This window comes from Streptomyces sp. RB17 (assembly GCF_009604455.1).
Classification (GTDB): Bacteria; Actinomycetota; Actinomycetes; order Streptomycetales; family Streptomycetaceae; genus Streptomyces.
This window is the reverse complement of record NZ_WEGL01000004.1, coordinates 73,645-89,158: the sequence shown is the minus strand read 5'-3', so window position 1 is coordinate 89,158 and position 15,514 is coordinate 73,645. Positions and strand designations below refer to the sequence as shown.

At 69.5% G+C, this 15,514-nt stretch carries 13 protein-coding genes and 4 tRNA genes; 7 read left to right on the top strand and 10 right to left on the bottom strand.

The genetic code is table 11. The annotated features are described in order from the left end of the window. Positions 1 to 23 precede the first annotated feature (23 nt). From SRB17_RS18280 to purM, 5 genes are all read left to right on the top strand, one after another. Positions 24 to 170 (top strand): hypothetical protein, encoded by a 147-nt coding sequence (locus SRB17_RS18280; RefSeq protein ID WP_153540088.1) that lies wholly within the window; start codon positions 24 to 26, stop codon positions 168 to 170. A 10-nt stretch (positions 171 to 180) separates the two neighbouring features. Further along, complete coding sequence (locus SRB17_RS18275) at positions 181 to 978, top strand: maleylpyruvate isomerase family mycothiol-dependent enzyme (protein WP_153540086.1); 798 nt, start codon at positions 181 to 183, stop codon at positions 976 to 978. Between the two features lie 35 nt (positions 979 to 1,013). Next, positions 1,014 to 1,472: an META domain-containing protein gene (locus tag SRB17_RS18270; RefSeq protein WP_153540084.1), complete on the top strand. Its 459-nt coding sequence runs from the start codon at positions 1,014 to 1,016 to the stop codon at positions 1,470 to 1,472. 200 nt (positions 1,473 to 1,672) lie between these two features. Beyond that, positions 1,673 to 3,202 carry an amidophosphoribosyltransferase gene (gene purF / locus SRB17_RS18265; protein ID WP_323375856.1) on the top strand — a complete coding sequence of 510 codons (1,530 nt, stop codon included), beginning with the start codon at positions 1,673 to 1,675 and terminating at the stop codon, positions 3,200 to 3,202. 32 nt (positions 3,203 to 3,234) lie between these two features. Next, complete coding sequence (purM, locus tag SRB17_RS18260) at positions 3,235 to 4,302, top strand: phosphoribosylformylglycinamidine cyclo-ligase (protein ID WP_153540082.1); 1,068 nt, start codon at positions 3,235 to 3,237, stop codon at positions 4,300 to 4,302. Between the two features lie 67 nt (positions 4,303 to 4,369). On the opposite strand, the gene SRB17_RS18255 is transcribed toward purM, so the two are convergent. Both SRB17_RS18255 and SRB17_RS18250 read right to left on the bottom strand, forming a co-directional pair. Then, positions 4,370 to 4,621, bottom strand: a complete 252-nt coding sequence (locus tag SRB17_RS18255) for a DUF3073 domain-containing protein (protein WP_153540080.1) — start codon at positions 4,619 to 4,621, stop codon at positions 4,370 to 4,372. Between the two features lie 289 nt (positions 4,622 to 4,910). Next, a complete protein-coding gene (locus tag SRB17_RS18250) occupies positions 4,911 to 6,017 on the bottom strand; it encodes a Leu/Phe/Val dehydrogenase (RefSeq protein WP_323375854.1) in 1,107 nt (368 codons plus the stop codon). A gap of 200 nt (positions 6,018 to 6,217) precedes the next feature. Between SRB17_RS18250 and SRB17_RS18245 the strand changes: the two genes are divergently transcribed. After that, positions 6,218 to 7,060: a hypothetical protein gene (locus SRB17_RS18245; RefSeq protein ID WP_323375852.1), complete on the top strand. Its 843-nt coding sequence runs from the start codon at positions 6,218 to 6,220 to the stop codon at positions 7,058 to 7,060. A 539-nt stretch (positions 7,061 to 7,599) separates the two neighbouring features. Further along, a complete protein-coding gene (gene bldC, locus SRB17_RS18240; protein ID WP_003949541.1) occupies positions 7,600 to 7,806 on the top strand; it encodes a developmental transcriptional regulator BldC in 207 nt (68 codons plus the stop codon). A gap of 459 nt (positions 7,807 to 8,265) precedes the next feature. Here the strand turns inward: bldC and SRB17_RS18235 are convergent, their stop codons facing one another. From SRB17_RS18235 to SRB17_RS18200, 8 genes are all read right to left on the bottom strand, one after another. Then, a complete protein-coding gene (locus SRB17_RS18235; protein WP_153540076.1) occupies positions 8,266 to 8,457 on the bottom strand; it encodes a DUF6274 family protein in 192 nt (63 codons plus the stop codon). Between the two features lie 475 nt (positions 8,458 to 8,932). Then, positions 8,933 to 9,007 (bottom strand) — tRNA-Asp (locus SRB17_RS18230). 96 nt (positions 9,008 to 9,103) lie between these two features. Continuing rightward, positions 9,104 to 13,084, bottom strand: a complete 3,981-nt coding sequence (gene hrpA, locus SRB17_RS18225; RefSeq protein ID WP_153540074.1) for an ATP-dependent RNA helicase HrpA — start codon at positions 13,082 to 13,084, stop codon at positions 9,104 to 9,106. 57 nt (positions 13,085 to 13,141) lie between these two features. After that, complete coding sequence (locus SRB17_RS18220) at positions 13,142 to 13,438, bottom strand: hypothetical protein (protein WP_323375851.1); 297 nt, start codon at positions 13,436 to 13,438, stop codon at positions 13,142 to 13,144. Positions 13,439 to 13,501: 63 nt separating this feature from the next. Beyond that, a tRNA-Phe gene (locus tag SRB17_RS18215) sits at positions 13,502 to 13,575 on the bottom strand. 24 nt (positions 13,576 to 13,599) lie between these two features. Then, positions 13,600 to 13,674 (bottom strand) — tRNA-Asp (locus SRB17_RS18210). 36 nt (positions 13,675 to 13,710) lie between these two features. After that, positions 13,711 to 13,783 (bottom strand) — tRNA-Glu (locus SRB17_RS18205). 80 nt (positions 13,784 to 13,863) lie between these two features. Beyond that, positions 13,864 to 15,450 (bottom strand): metallophosphoesterase family protein, encoded by a 1,587-nt coding sequence (locus SRB17_RS18200; protein WP_194294053.1) that lies wholly within the window; start codon positions 15,448 to 15,450, stop codon positions 13,864 to 13,866. Positions 15,451 to 15,514: the final 64 nt, after the last annotated feature.

The window sequence follows — 15,514 nt, the reverse complement described above, 5'->3', positions numbered from 1 at the left end:
AACAGCGTGTCCAGTGCCGAGAGGTGCGCCGGCAGTCCTGGAGATGGTGGAAGGGCGCGCGGGAACTGGGCGGCCTGCTCATCGAGGAGACCGTCGACGCCGCCGGACGCGCGCTGCAGGCGTTCGAGCTGATCGAAAAGGGCCTGAAGGACCATGCGGTCAGGACATAGGCTCACCGCCATGCCACCGGCGAAGAAGCGTGCCCGCAGCTATGACCCCGCCAAGACCCGCGCCGCGGTGCTGGCCCAGTTCGGAAACGTCCGGGAGGCCGTGCGCGGCCTCGGCCAGGAGCAGCTCGCGCTGCCCACCCGGCTCGGCGAGTGGACCGTACGGGACCTGATCGCGCACATCGGCATGGCGCTCACCGCCGTCCACCGCTCGCTCGCCCTGCCCGAGCCGGCCAAGGCGGACGCCGTCCTGCTCGACTGGCCCTTCGCCACCGCGGCCAACGCCGCCGCCATCGACGAGTTCACCCGGAACCTGTCCGCCGGACAACCCGACCTCGACGCCTACCTCACGGACATCGACCGGTCCATGCGCGCCCTGCTCGCCGAGCACTCCGGCAGCCGGATCCTGCAGACGAGCGCAGGTGCGCTGCCCCTGGACGACTACCTGGTCACCCGCACCGCCGAACTCGTCGTCCACACCGACGACCTGAACACCGCGGTGCCCGGCCTGGAGATCCCGTACGACCGCCAGGCCCTGGCCGCCGCCACCCGGCTGCTCGCCGACGCCCTCGCCGTGAAGGCGCCCGGCGGCTCCACCGAGGTGCGGGTGCCGCCGTACGCCGTGGTGCAGTGCGTCGAGGGGCCCCGGCACACCCGTGGCACCCCGCCCAATGTCGTGGAGACCGACCCGCTGACCTGGGTCCGGCTCGCCACCGGCCGCCTGAGCTGGAAGGACGCGCTGGAGGAGGCCAAGGTGAGCGCCAGTGGGGAGCGGGCGGACATCGGGGGGCTGCTGCCGCTGATGTCGTAGCGGAACCGGCAGGACGGGTCTACCGTCGAATCGCCATGAACCGGTACAAGCAGCGCATGATCCTCGCGCCGGTGGCCGCCACGCTGGCCGTGCTGACAGTGGCGTGCGGCAGCGGGAGGGCGGACAGTGGTGCGGTGACCGTCCCCCAGCCCGTGACCGGCATCGACTGGCGTATCGACAGCCTCACCGTCGGCGCTACGACCCGGCACGCGCCCGCCTCCGCCCGCCTTCGCATCGACGAGGGCGGCAAGGCGGCCGGCAACCTCGGGTGCAACCAGTTCAGCGCCCGGGTCACCGTCCACGGCGACCACCTCACGTTCGGCGACCTGCGCACGACCCGGATGGCCTGCGGCCCGGACCGGATGGACTTCGAGCGTGCACTCGCCCGCGCGCTCACCACCGGCACCCTCGTCGCCCGGACGGACCAGGCGAAACTCACGCTCACGGACGGCGACGGCGACCACATCCACCTCAGCCGCAACGCGCCCGGATGATGTGCGACACCTCACTCGCGCACCCGGCAACCGGCCGCGCGACCGCCGCCCACAGCGCCGCCACCGACGCCCAGAGCCCCCGGACACTCCGTTGACCAGCGCAAACGCGGAAGCCGACAAGCTGATCGGCAAAACCGGAGTAGGTGAGGGCACGAATCCCCAATTCGGACCAGTGGTCGACCTCGCCTACACTCGGTGGCGTGCCACGTGGTGACGGTCGACTCAATCACGATCTGCTTCCCGGCGAGAAGGGCCCCCAGGACGCTTGCGGCGTCTTCGGTGTCTGGGCTCCGGGTGAAGAGGTCGCAAAGCTCACGTACTTCGGGCTCTACGCCCTCCAGCACCGGGGTCAGGAATCCGCGGGAATCGCGGTCAGCAACGGCTCCCAGATCCTCGTCTTCAAGGACATGGGCCTGGTCTCCCAGGTCTTCGACGAGACCTCGCTCGGTTCGCTCCAGGGTCATATCGCGGTCGGACACGCCCGCTACTCGACCACCGGCGCCTCCGTGTGGGAGAACGCCCAGCCGACGTTCCGCGCCACCGCGCACGGTTCGATCGCGCTCGGCCACAACGGCAACCTGGTCAACACGGCGCAGCTCGCCGAGATGGTCGCCGAGCTGCCGAACGACAACAACAGCCGCTCCACCCGGGTCGCGGCCACCAACGACACCGACCTGCTGACGGCGCTGCTCGCCGCCCAGGTCGACGAGGACGGCAAGCCGCTGACCATCGAGGAGGCGGCCCACCAGGTCCTCCCGAAGGTGCGGGGCGCCTTCTCCCTCGTCTTCATGGACGAGGGCACCCTCTACGCCGCCCGTGACCCGCAGGGCATCCGTCCGCTGGTCCTCGGCCGGCTGGAGCGCGGCTGGGTGGTCGCCTCCGAGAGTGCCGCACTGGACATCTGCGGCGCCAGCTTCGTCCGCGAGATCGAGCCGGGCGAGTTCGTCGCCGTCGACGAGAACGGCCTGCGCAGCTCCCGATTCGCGGAAGCGAAGCCCAAGGGCTGTGTCTTCGAGTACGTGTACCTGGCCCGCCCGGACACCGACATCGCCGGCCGGAACGTGTACCTCTCCCGCGTGGAGATGGGCCGCCGGCTGGCCAAGGAAGCCCCCGTCGAGGCCGACCTCGTCATAGCGACGCCGGAGTCCGGCACCCCGGCCGCCATCGGCTACGCGGAGGCCTCCGGCATCCCCTTCGGTGCGGGTCTGGTGAAGAACGCGTACGTCGGCCGGACCTTCATCCAGCCCTCGCAGACCATCCGCCAGCTGGGCATCCGCCTGAAGCTGAACCCGCTGAAGGAAGTCATCAAGGGCAAGCGCCTGGTCGTCGTGGACGACTCGATCGTGCGCGGCAACACCCAGCGGGCCCTGGTCCGCATGCTCCGCGAGGCCGGCGCCGCCGAGGTCCACATCCGGATCTCCTCGCCGCCCGTGAAGTGGCCCTGCTTCTTCGGCATCGACTTCGCCACGCGCGCGGAACTCATCGCCAACGGCATGACGATCGAGGAGATCGGCACCTCGCTCGGCGCCGACTCGCTCGCCTACATCTCCATCGACGGCATGATCGAGGCGACCACCATCGCCAAGCCGAACCTGTGCCGCGCCTGCTTCGACGGCGAGTACCCGATGGAGCTGCCGGACCCCGAGCTGCTCGGCAAGCAGCTGCTGGAGACCGAGCTGGCGGCCGGTCCCGCCGCCACGGCCGCGGCCGACGCGATCCGTCGCCCGTAACACCGCAGTACGACACGAAAGCTCTCACAGTCATGTCTGAGACAACTGGTGCCAGCTACGCAGCGGCGGGCGTCGACATCGAGGCGGGCGACCGCGCCGTCGAGCTGATGAAGGAGTGGGTGAAGAAGACCCAGCGCCCCGAGGTCCTCGGCGGCCTCGGCGGCTTCGCCGGGCTCTTCGACGCCTCCGCCCTCAAGCGCTACGAGCGCCCGCTGCTCGCCTCCGCCACGGACGGCGTGGGCACGAAGGTGGACGTCGCACGCCGCATGGGCGTCTACGACTCCATCGGCCACGACCTGGTCGCCATGGTCATGGACGACATCGTGGTGTGCGGCGCCGAGCCGCTGTTCATGACCGACTACATCTGCGTCGGCAAGGTCCACCCGGAGCGCGTCGCCGCCATCGTGAAGGGCATCGCGGAGGGCTGTGTGCTCGCCGGATGCGCCCTGGTGGGCGGCGAGACGGCCGAACACCCGGGTCTGCTCGGCGAGGACGACTTCGACGTCGCCGGGGCCGGTACGGGAGTCGTGGAGGCCGACCGGCTGCTCGGCGCGGATCGCATCCGTAAGGGTGACGCGGTGATCGCCATGGCGTCCTCCGGGCTTCACTCGAACGGGTACTCCCTGGTCCGCCACGTCCTGCTGAACACGGCCGGCCTGGCCCTGGAGACGCAGATCCCGGAGCTCGGCCGCACCCTCGGCGAGGAGCTGCTGGAGCCCACGAAGATCTACTCGCTGGACTGCCTGGCACTGACCCGCACCACCGACGTGCACGCGTTCTCGCACATCACCGGCGGCGGACTCGCGGCCAACCTGGCCCGCGTGATCCCCGACACGCTGCACGCGACCGTCGACCGCTCCACCTGGGCCCCGGGCGCGATCTTCGACCTGGTCGGGAAGACCGGGAACGTCGAGCGCCTGGAGCTGGAGAAGACCCTCAACATGGGCGTCGGCATGATGGCGATCGTCCCGCCGGAGTCCACCGAGGTGGCCCTGGCCACGCTGGCCGACCGCGGGGTCGATGCCTGGGTCGCGGGCGAGATCGCCGACCGCGGCGCCAAGGAGACCGGCGCGGAGCTGGTCGGGGACTACGCGAGCTGAATCTGCGGGGTAGCACAGAACCCGGTCGGTGGCAGTGCCACCGACCGGGCGGGTGCTGAGTACTGGGTCAAGCGCCGCGACGGTGCTGTGAGGGACCCTCGTCCTCGTCCTCGTCGTCGTCCTCATAGAGGTCGGCGTAACGAGAGTACAGATCGTCCTCGTCGTTCTCATCGTCCTCGAACGGCTCGCCGTTCGGCGGCTGGCTCGAAGTCGATGCGCCCAGTTCACTGGCCAGACGTGACAGGTCAGTCCCACCGCTGTTGTACTTCAGCTGGCGGGCGACCTTTGTCTGCTTGGCCTTGGCCCGGCCGCGCCCCATGGCTCGACCCCCTCGGTGACGGGGCTTGACGGCCCCAGAGTCTGACACGCGTTCATGATCGGAACGGACCCTCCGTGGAGAGGCCGGTCCGTAGGGCTTCCACGGTACCTGAGCCCGCGCCCATACGGTACGTCGCCCGCAGCACGCGCGTGTGCCCTGGACCTTCGAGGCGCCCCGTCCTCGCTGGTCAGTGGCGATTTTAACCACTTATCGGGGAACGACCCGCCGATGGAAGTGAGAGTTCTCTCCAACTCCCCACCGGCGGGTACCGCTCACGCGTGCGACCGACTCAGTGCGCAGCGTGGCTGCCGCGCGCCTCGGCCATCCGCTGCTCGGCGATCCGGTCGGCCGCGGCGGCCGGCGGAATCCCGTCTTCCTTCGCACGTGCGAAGATTGCCAGCGTGGTGTCGAAGATCTTCGCGGCCTTCGCCTTGCACCGGTCGAAGTCGAACCCGTGCAGTTCGTCGGCCACCTGGATCACGCCGCCGGCGTTCACCACGTAGTCCGGCGCGTAGAGGATCCCGCGGTCCGCGATGTCCTTCTCCACGCCCGGGTGCGCGAGCTGGTTGTTGGCCGCGCCGCACACCACCTTGGCGGTGAGCACCGGAACGCTGACGTCGTTCAGGGCGCCGCCGAGCGCGCAGGGGGCGTAGATGTCGAGCCCCTCGACCCGGATCAGCTCCTCGGTGTCGGTGACCGCCGTCACCCGTCCGGGGTACTGGTCGACCATCCGCTGGACGGCGTCCGCGCGCACGTCCGTGACGACGACCTCGGCGCCCTCGTCCATCAGGTGCTTCACCAGGTGGTGGCCGACCTTGCCGACGCCCGCGATGCCGACCTTGCGGCCGCGCAGCGAGGGGTCGCCCCAGAGGTGCTGGGCGGAGGCGCGCATGCCCTGGTAGACGCCGAAGGCGGTGAGCACGGAGGAATCGCCGGCGCCGCCGTTCTCGGGGGAGCGGCCGGTGGTCCAGCGGCACTCGCGGGCCACGACGTCCATGTCGGCGACGTACGTGCCGACGTCGCAGGCGGTGACGTAGCGCCCGCCGAGCGAGGCGACCATGCGGCCGTAGGCGAGGAGCAGCTCCTCGGTCTTGTCGCGCTCCGGGTCGCCGATGATCACGGCCTTGCCGCCGCCGTGGTCGAGGCCGGCCATGGCGTTCTTGTACGACATCCCGCGCGCGAGGTTGAGGGCGTCGGCGACGGCCTCGGCCTCGGTCGCGTAGGGGTAGAAGCGCGTACCGCCGAGGGCCGGGCCCAGGGCGGTGGAGTGGATGGCGATCACGGCCTTGAGGCCGGTGGCGCGGTCCTGGCAGAGCACGACCTGCTCATGGCCCCCCTGGTCCGAGTGGAACAGGGTCTGCAGGACATCAGCAGATGCGCCAATTACGTCGGTCACTGTGGTGACTCCTGTGTAAAGAGCGGCGGGTGGGGTGGAACCCCGTACGGGTGGCGGGGTGCCGTGGCATGAGCGTAGAGCCTTGGCACGACCACCATCCGTGCAGTGTTCAGGATCACTCTCCCGTGCCTCGTGCGCACGCATGACCATGGCACGATTTGCAGTGGTTTCGAGCCGGGCCCGATGGGGAGGGAGCAGGCGTGCCGAAGGTGTCCTCCGTGGTCGTCCCCTATGCCGCGTACCTGCGCGTGTACGAGCCGCTGGGCGCCTTCCCGGAGCCGGAGCGCGGCCACTGGGCGCGCTACGCCCGCCGCCCCGACCGCCCCTCGTATCAGGACGAACTGCGCCGCTCCCTGGCAGGCTTGCTGCCCACCCCGCCGATCGCGGTGCCGGTGCACGAGAGCAGCGACGCCTTCGTGCTGGAGGTCGACGGCGTGGTCTGCGTGTGCCCCTGGCGGACCCGGCTGCGCGGCTGGCAGGCGCTCGGCGAGCTGGCCGAGGAGCTTCCGGCGCCGGTCCTGGACGCGGTGCTGCCCCCGGTCGTACGGCGCCAGGCGGCCCAGGACTACGAGCGCTGGCTCGACCGCAACCCCGACGCCCGCCCGTGGATCCGCACGGCGACCTGGCAGGTGCCGCTGAACTGGTTCGTGCTGGTCTCCGACGAGGAGCGGCGCTACGAGAAGGGCACCGCCGAGGTGCCGCCGCTGCTGCGCTACCGCACGCCGATGGTGCAGGCCCGGCGGCGGGTGGCGCGGGCGCTGCGCACGCTGAAGGACGCCATCGACGAGGGGCCGCTGATCGACGGCCTGGTGGACGTCGGCCGCTGGCTGGAGGAGTTCCACCCGCGCTCGCTGGTGGAACTGGACTACGGCGGCCTGGTGCATGTGCTGCCGGCCGGTGAGCTGGAGGGCGACCATTCGGCGGCGGACGTGGCCGAGGGCATCGCGGCGCTGCGCCGGGGCGACGGCGCGGCGGCCGGGGAGGCCTATGTGCGGCTCGTGGAGCGGTGGCGGGCGGTCCGGGACAGGCGTTCGGCGAACTGAAGTTCCTGAAACGCCTGAAGAGTGACGTACGTCACGGCCCAAACGGCGTCGAACGACGTACGGTCTAGGCCACTTGACCATGTGACGGGACGTTGGTCCCGATCTGGACTTTTGCCCCAAGGGTGATGGACGGCACTTACACGGCCCTTGCGCCTCTTGCCACCCCTCATGCCAAAATAGGACAAGGAGTCCGGGGAGGGTTCCTTCCGTCCAACTATGCTCCACTGCGGGCGGATTCTCGGCATTGCACGCTTTGGGGGGTCTTGTGACTCCTGATCGCCCTGTGACTGATCGTCACAGTGGCGTGACTGTCCGCTATGGCATGGTCCATCGGCTTCCGTCGCTGATGAACACCTGGGAGGGCAATTCCATCGGTTTGGCCGACGCGGCTGGACAGATGGTGTAGTTGTAGTGCCGAGGACAAGCCGTTCGTCCTATAACCGACTCGACTCGCGTCCGCCATTTCGGGCAACGCGGGTCAAGGTGCAGAATTTAGAGGAAAGAACCGAGAAGGTTCGGTTCTCCCGAGGAGGCCGCTCATGACCGCTCGCACCCCTGATGCCGAGCCGCTGCTGACCCCGGCTGAGGTCGCCACGATGTTCCGCGTCGACCCGAAGACGGTCACGCGGTGGGCGAAGGCCGGCAAGCTCACGTCCATCCGCACGCTCGGTGGGCACCGCCGCTACCGCGAGGCCGAGGTCCGCGCACTGCTCGCGGGCATCCCGCAGCAGCGCAGCGAGGCCTGAACAACCGAATAACCGGGCAAATCCGGCAGGTCCCCCAACCGGCCGAGGCGCCCGAACCCTAGCTCCAAGCGACGCGGGACCTGCCCCAACAGGCCCCTCGCCCAAGCCGAAGAGAACGTTGTAGGCAGCGACACAGGGTGCGTCGTAGATCGCGCTGGACTCCGCCGGGTCCAGCGCGATCTTTTTTGTGCGCTGGTCGGGGGCCGGGTGGGCCGCTGTGAGCGGCCTTGTCGGAGTCTGGGCGGGCTGTCGGTACGGCTGTGCGTGGGCTCTGAGGCCGGTGCAATTGCACATATTAAATTGACCAGTTGTATGACAGGGGTAAGTACCGCCCTTTCAAAAACTCATGCGGTGACTCCCGTCACACACCCCGGCGGTTGTTGCCGACGGCACGGGTGCGCTAGTGGAGCGGCCTGTTCCAGCGTCCCACGTGGAGCGGGCCGTTGGGGCCGGCGGCGGTCACGCGGTGCGGGGACGTTCGTCCTCGCCTTCCTCGTCGCTCGCTTCGGGGACTCGGGGGACGGCGTCCATCGCCAGCCGCAGGAGGTGATGGCAGATGGGGCAGTGGCGGGTGAGATGCCGGTAGGACGAGGCGGCCGCCAGATGGGCCCTCAGCAGCGCCCGCGTCTCGTGCCGGACCGATGCCGCCATACGCCACCTCCGCGGACCGCACAGGGGAACGGGCCCTGGTCCCTGGGTACCGGCGGAAAGAGACGTCGTCAAGGGCGGGCGGCTCCGCCGGTTCGGCCGGGGTCCCCCTCGAGGCTGCCGCTCCCAGCCCCCCGCACGGCCCTGAACGGTCCTTGTCCTCCATCGCCGGACGGGCTGGATGCGCAGAGCGGCACCGAGAAGCCGACGGCATGCGGAAGGGCCCGCTGAGGTGTGGGGGTGGGCCTGCGCCGGGGCAGAGGGGGTATGCCGAAGGGCCCGCTTCCGTTGTCGGATGCGGGCCCTTCGTTGATGCGGTCCTGACGGGATTTGCTGTGTCTGATTGCGGCTCCGCCGCGGGCGCGGCCTCCGGCTGGCCGGGGGATGGACGCTGAGGTGTGGGGGTGATCTGCGCTGCGGCAGAGGGGGTATGCCGAAGGGCCCGCTTCCGTTGTCGGATGCGGGCCCTTCGTTGATGCGGTCCTGACGGGATTTGAACCCGCGGCCTCCACCTTGACAGGGTGGCGAGCACTCCAAACTGCTCCACAGGACCAGGTTTCGCGGTGCTTGGTTCGTGCACTGCGCTGCGAGAAGAGACTGTACAGGAGGTGAGGCCGCCTGGTCGAACTCACCCCCTGTACGCGAACGGTTACGGCACGGCCGCGTCGATCGCCTTCACGATCCGCTTGTCGGAGACGGGGTACGCGGTGCCGAGGGCGTGGGCGAAGTAGCTGACCCTCAGCTCCTCGAGCATCCAGCGGATGTCCAGGACCGCGGACGGAACCGGGCGGCCCTTGGGGAGCTGTTCCAGGAGCCACGCGTACTCGTCCTGCATCTCGTGGACCTTCTCCATGCGCGTGGTGTCCCGCTGGACGTTCGTCGGCATCTGCTGCAGGCGCCGGTCCACGGCCACCAGGTAGCGCATCAGGTCGGGCAGACGCCCTGTGCCCGCCCAGGTGACGAATCCCGGCTTCACGAGGGCGTCCAGCTGCTTGCGCACGTCCGTCAGGTTCGCCAGCAGCGCGGGGCTGCTCACGGCCTTCAGGCGGCGTTCACAGGCCTGCCAGGCCGCCAGCACCTGCTGCACCTGGGCGACCGTACGGACCGTCGTGTCGACGATCTCCGCGCGCACCTTGTCGTACAGCTTCCGGTACGACTCCTCGTCCCAGACCGGGCCCCCGAAGTCCGCGATCAGCTTGTCGGCCGCCGCCATCGCGCAGTCGTCGAACAACGCCTGGATCGAGCCGTGCGGGTTCGAGGAGAGCGCCAGCTTCTGGGCGTTGGTCAGCTTCTCGGACGCGAACTTCGCCGGGTTCACCGGGATGTTGCGCAGGATCAGCCGCCGGGTGCCCTTCCACATGGCCTCGGCCTGCTCGGCCTCGGTGTCGAAGAGGCGGACGGAGACCGTGTCGCCGTCGTCCACCAGTGCCGGGTACGCCTTCACCGGCTGGCCGGCCCGGCGCGTCTCGAAGACCCGGGTGAGGGCTCCGATCGTCCAGTCGGTCAGGCCCCTGCGCTCCAGGGACTCGCCGCCCTCGCGGGACGCGGTCGCGGCCGCCGCCTGGGACAGGGCCTTCCTCGCCTTCGGCTTCAGGCTGAGCTTCAGCGCCTCCAGATCCTTGTCCTCGGCCAGCTTCCGGCGCCGCTCGTCGACGATCCGGAAGGTGATCTTGAGGTGGTCCGGGACCTTGGACCAGTCGAAGTCGTCCGCCTCGAACGGGACGCCGACCATCCGCTTCAGCTCGCGGGCCATCGTCACCGGCAGCGGCTCCTGCAGGGGCACCGCCCGCTCCAGGAACGCCTTCGCGTAGTTCGGCGCCGGTACGTAGTTGCGGCGGATCGGCTTCGGGAGGGTGCGGATCAGCTCCGTCACGACCTCCTCGCGCAGGCCCGGGATCTGCCAGTCGAAGCCCTCGTCCGTGACCTGGTTGAGGACCTGGAGCGGGATGTGGACCGTGACGCCGTCCGCGTCCGCGCCCGGCTCGAACTGGTAGGTGACCTTGAACTTCAGGTTGCCCTGCCGCCAGACGTCCGGATAGTCGGCCTTGGTGACCGCCTCCGCCGACTCCCGGATGAGCATCTCCCGCTCGAAGTCCAGGAAGTCGGGCTGCTCGTGCCGCATCCGCTTCCACCAGGAGTCGAAGTGCGCGCCGGACACGACGTGTTCGGGCACCCGCTGGTCGTAGAAGTCGAAGAGCGTCTCGTCGTCGACCACGATGTCCCGGCGCCGCGCCCGGTGCTCCAGCTCCTCGACCTCGCTGAGGAGTCTGCGGTTGTCGGCGAAGAACTTGTGGTGCGTGCGCCAGTCACCCTCCACCAGCGCGTTGCGGATGAACAGCTCGCGGCTCGTCTCCGGGTCGATGCGACCGTAGTTCACCTTGCGCTGGGCGACGATCGGGACGCCGTACAGCGTGACCTTCTCGTACGCCATCACGGCCGCCTGGTCCTTCTCCCAGTGCGGCTCGCTGTACGTCCGCTTGAGGAGGTGCTCGGCGAGCGGTTCGACCCACTCCGGCTCGATCTTCGCGTTGACCCGGGCCCAGAGCCGGCTCGTCTCCACCAGTTCGGCCGACATCACGAACTTCGGCTGCTTCTTGAACAGCGCCGAGCCCGGGAAGATCGCGAACTTGGCATTGCGGGCGCCCAGGTACTCGTTCTTGTTGCCGTCGCGTACGTCCTTCATCCCGACGTGCGAGAGGAGGCCGGCGAGCAGGGAGGTGTGGATGCGGTCGGCGGGGGCGTCCGTACCCGCCGCGGGCTCCTCGAGGTGCATGCCCATCTGCTTGGCGACCGTGCGCAGCTGGGTGTAGATGTCCTGCCACTCACGGATGCGCAGGAAGTTCAGGTACTCCTGCTTGCACATCCGGCGGAAGGAGCTCGATCCCCGCTCCTTCTGCTGCTCGCGGATGTACCGCCACAGGTTGAGGTAGGCGAGGAAGTCGCTGGTCTCGTCCTTGAAGCGGGCGTGCTGCTGGTCGGCCTGGGCCTGCTTGTCGGCCGGGCGCTCGCGCGGGTCCTGGATGGACAGCGCGGCCGCGATGACCATGACCTCGCGGACACAGCCGTTCTTGTCGGCCTCCAGGACCATGCGGGCCAGGCGCGGGTCGACGGGCAGCTGAGCCAGCTTGCGGCCGGTGTCGGTGAGGCGTTTGCGCGGGTCCTTCTGCGCGGGGTCGAGCGCGTGCAGCTCCTGCAGCAGCTGTACGCCGTCCCGGATGTTGCGATGGTCCGGCGGATCGATGAAGGGGAACTTCTCGATGTCGCCGAGGCCGGCCGCGGTCATCTGGAGGATGACGGAGGCGAGGTTCGTACGGAGGATCTCGGCGTCGGTGAACTCCGGGCGGGCGAGGAAGTCGTCCTCGGAGTACAGCCGGATGCAGATGCCGTCGGACGTACGGCCGCAGCGGCCCTTGCGCTGGTTGGCGCTGGCCTGCGAGACCGGCTCGATGGGCAGCCGCTGGACCTTGGTGCGGTGGCTGTAGCGGCTGATCCGGGCGAAGCCGGGGTCGATGACGTACTTGATGCCGGGGACCGTGAGGGAGGTCTCGGCGACGTTCGTGGCCAGAACGATCCTGCGCCCGGTGTGCGGCTGGAACACCCGGTGCTGCTCGGCGTGCGACAGCCGGGCGTACAGGGGCAGGATCTCCGTGCCCTGCCAATGAGCGCCTCCGGCGCGGGGGTACCTCTTCTTCTCCAGCGCGTCCGCCGTGTCCCGGATCTCCCGCTCACCGGAGAGGAAGACCAGGATGTCGCCCTGGCCTTCGGCCTGGAGTTCCTCGACCGCGTCGCAGATCGCGGTGATCTGGTCCCGGTCGGTGTCGTCCGAGTCCTCTTCGAGGAGCGGGCGATAGCGCACCTCCACGGGGTACGTCCGCCCGCTGACTTCGACGATCGGCGCGTCGTCGAAGTGCCGGGAGAAGCGTTCGGGGTCGATGGTCGCCGAGGTGATGACGACCTTGAGATCCGGCCGCTTCGGCAGCAGCTGGGCCAGGTAACCGAGCAGGAAGTCGATGTTGAGCGACCGCTCGTGCGCCTCGTCGATGATGATCGTGTCGTAGGCGCGCAGCTCGCGGTCGGTCTGGATCTCCGCGAGCAGGATGCCGTCCGTCATCAGCTTGATGAAGGTGGCCTCCGGATTCACCTGGTCGGTGAACCGCACCTTCCAGCCGACGGACTCACCGAGGGGCGTCTTCAGCTCCTCCGCCACGCGCTCGGCGACCGTCCGGGCGGCGATCCGCCGGGGCTGGGTGTGCCCGATCATGCCGCGCACACCCCGGCCCAGCTCCAGACAGATCTTCGGGATCTGCGTGGTCTTTCCGGAACCGGTCTCACCGGCCACGATGACGACCTGGTGATCGCGGATGGCCGCCGCGATCTCGTCCTTCTTCTGGCTGACCGGCAGCTGCTCGGGGTACGAGACGGCGGGCACGCGGACACGCCGCTCGGCCATACGGACCTCGGCCTTACCGACCTCCGCCTCGATCTCGGCGAGGACGGCGGCGCGGGCCTCCGGCTTACGGATCTTGCGCGCGCCCTCGAGCCGCCGGCCGAGCCGATGCGCGTCGCGCAGCGACAACTCGGTCAGACGGGGGGCGAGGGTGCCGAGAACGGGGGCGGGATGCGTAGACATACGGGATCCAGGATCGCACCCCGCCGGAAAAACACGCGAACGATTTGCCCGCGCTGCCTAGGGAGTGCGCTGAGCGGGCGCTGCGGAGGGGGCCGGTTCGCTCTGCCGCGGGGGCGTCGCGCCGCTGAGGCCGATCGACTTCGCGGTGTTGGCGACGGCCTTGATGCCCAGGTAGGCGGTCGTCATGCTGCTCATGGCGGTGAACGCGGCGGTCAGGATGCCGACGATCACGGACTTGTCCCCGTCGAGCCGCCATACCCCGACGGTCGCGACCGCGACGATCGCGAGATTGCTGACGATGACCGCGAGCAGTCCGTACCGCGCCCGGACCTTCTCCAGGTCGGTGTCCCCCACCGTTGCCTCCCCGAGTCCCAAGACAACGAAAGCCCCGTTCGGCTGAACGGGGCTTTCTGGCTGTGGCTGGGGCCGGGGTCGAACCGGCGACCTTCCGCTTTTCAGGCGGACGCTCGTACCAACTGAGCTACCCAGCCATGGTGTTTCACGTGAAACACCAGCGGTCCTGACGGGATTTGAACCCGCGGCCTCCACCTTGACAGGGTGGCGAGCACTCCAAACTGCTCCACAGGACCAAGCTTGCGTGCAACAGTGTCGCACACGGTATTGCGTGCCCCCAACGGGATTCGAACCCGTGCTACCGCCTTGAAAGGGCGGCGTCCTAGGCCGCTAGACGATGAGGGCTATCGGCCCGCCTGGGCGCTTCTCAGCGCGTCGGGGACGTGAGAAGCATATGGGATGGCGGGGAGTATCGCCAAAACGGTTTACGGCGAGGGGGCGGACGAGGTGGGGGAAGAGGGGGACGGGGTGCCCGGGGAAGGCATGGTCCGAGGTCGGTTCTCGTCCGCCAGATGGCGGCTGACCTCGGCCGTCGTCTCCCCCAGTCCGCCCAGTTTGATCGCGTCCCAGGCCTGGAGACGGTGGCTGTCGCGGTCGAAGTAGAGGATCGAGGCCTCGATGGGCGCGGGGTACTTGTGCTCCACCGCCCGCAGCCCGCTCCCGCCCGTGGAACCCTCCATGCGCAGCCGGGTGCCGTACGGCAGCATCTCGTCCCCCTCGTGGTGCAGATGGCCGCACAGCACCAGCGGCACCGCGCCGTCCGTCTCACGGGCCGCCGAGGGCTCGTGGGCGATCGCGACATCGACCGGGGTGCCGGTCGCCCGCTGGTCGCGCAGGGCGCTGGCCAGCCGGTCGCCCGCCAGCCGCTCGGCCGCGTCCCCGCCGGGCACCACCGAGCGGTCGGGGGTGAACTGCGGATCGCCGATGCCCGCGAACCGCAGCCCCGCGACCGTCTGCGCTCGGCCGTCGTCCAGGACGTGCACGTTCTTCATCCGCTCCAGATAGCGCTGGGTGATCCGGGAATCGTGGTTGCCGCGCACCCAGACGTACGGCACGCCCAGATCCCGGATCGGGTCCAGGAAGCCGTTCTCCGCCGCGATGCCGTGGTCCATCGTGTCGCCGGAGTCGACGATCACGTTCACCTGGTACTGCTCCACCAGCGAGGCGATGATCTTCCAGCTCGCCGGGTTGAGGTGGATGTCCGACACGTGCAGAACCCGGATGGTGGAGGGGTCCGGCTGGTAGGCCGGGAGTGTGGACGTGACGTCGTAGAGCTTCGTCACGTTCGTCACCAGGCGGGCCAGCTCCTTCTGGTAGACGTCGAAGTCGGTGACGATGCTGCGCGCGTTGCCGACCACCGCCGGCGCCGAGCTGAGCAGCCCGGAGAACTTCGGTTCCAGGACCGACTTCGGGTTCCAGGTGGCGTACGCGCTCGCCCCGGACGCGGCGAGCAGGGCCAGCGCGAGACCGCCGGCGGCCAGGGCGCGGCGGGGGCTGCGGTACACCGCGAGGCCGAGGGCCGTGGCGCCGGCGACCACGGCGATGCAGGAGCGCACGGCCAGGTCCAGCGTGCCGTGCTCGACGTCCTTGGCGACCTCGTCCTGCAGGCCGGAGATCCGCTCGGGGTGGTCGACCAGGGCCTGGGCGCGGAGCGGGTCCAGTTGGTCCACGTTGACGTCCAGGCGGACGGGCGCCACATGGCTGTCCAGGGTGAGCGCGCCCAGTGGCGAGACGTTGATCTTCGTGCCGCCGGTGAGTGACGGGCGCAGCGCCATCGTCGTGTTCATGGGGCCGACCGGGGCCCGTACGTTTCCGACGATCAGCAGGCCGAGCCAGGCGCCGAGGAGGACGACGGCCGTGAGGCCGAGGGCGCGCAGCCAGGGGCGGGGCCGGGCGGCGAGTTCCAGCACGGGAAGCGGGCGGGCGCCGCGGCGGCGGGGGCGCAGATGGTTCGCCGTGCTGCGCATGCGGTTCGTCATCGTGCGGAGGGCTGCGACAGGGACGCGGACCATTGGTGCCGTATGCCCATGGACCGGGGCGGATATGCGGCGCCGTACCGCTCTCGTACGGGGTCCT

Coding starts and splice junctions, on each gene's coding strand:
- SRB17_RS18275 (WP_153540086.1), top strand. CDS start 181: ATGCCACCGGCGAAGAAGCGTGCCCGCAGCTATGACCCCGCCAAGACC.
- SRB17_RS18270 (WP_153540084.1), top strand. CDS start 1,014: ATGAACCGGTACAAGCAGCGCATGATCCTCGCGCCGGTGGCCGCCACG.
- purM (WP_153540082.1), top strand. CDS start 3,235: ATGTCTGAGACAACTGGTGCCAGCTACGCAGCGGCGGGCGTCGACATC.
- SRB17_RS18255 (WP_153540080.1), bottom strand. CDS start 4,621: ATGGGGCGCGGCCGGGCCAAGGCCAAGCAGACAAAGGTCGCCCGCCAG.
- bldC (WP_003949541.1), top strand. CDS start 7,600: ATGACCGCTCGCACCCCTGATGCCGAGCCGCTGCTGACCCCGGCTGAG.
- SRB17_RS18235 (WP_153540076.1), bottom strand. CDS start 8,457: ATGGCGGCATCGGTCCGGCACGAGACGCGGGCGCTGCTGAGGGCCCAT.
- hrpA (WP_153540074.1), bottom strand. CDS start 13,084: ATGTCTACGCATCCCGCCCCCGTTCTCGGCACCCTCGCCCCCCGTCTG.
- SRB17_RS18200 (WP_194294053.1), bottom strand. CDS start 15,450: ATGGTCCGCGTCCCTGTCGCAGCCCTCCGCACGATGACGAACCGCATG.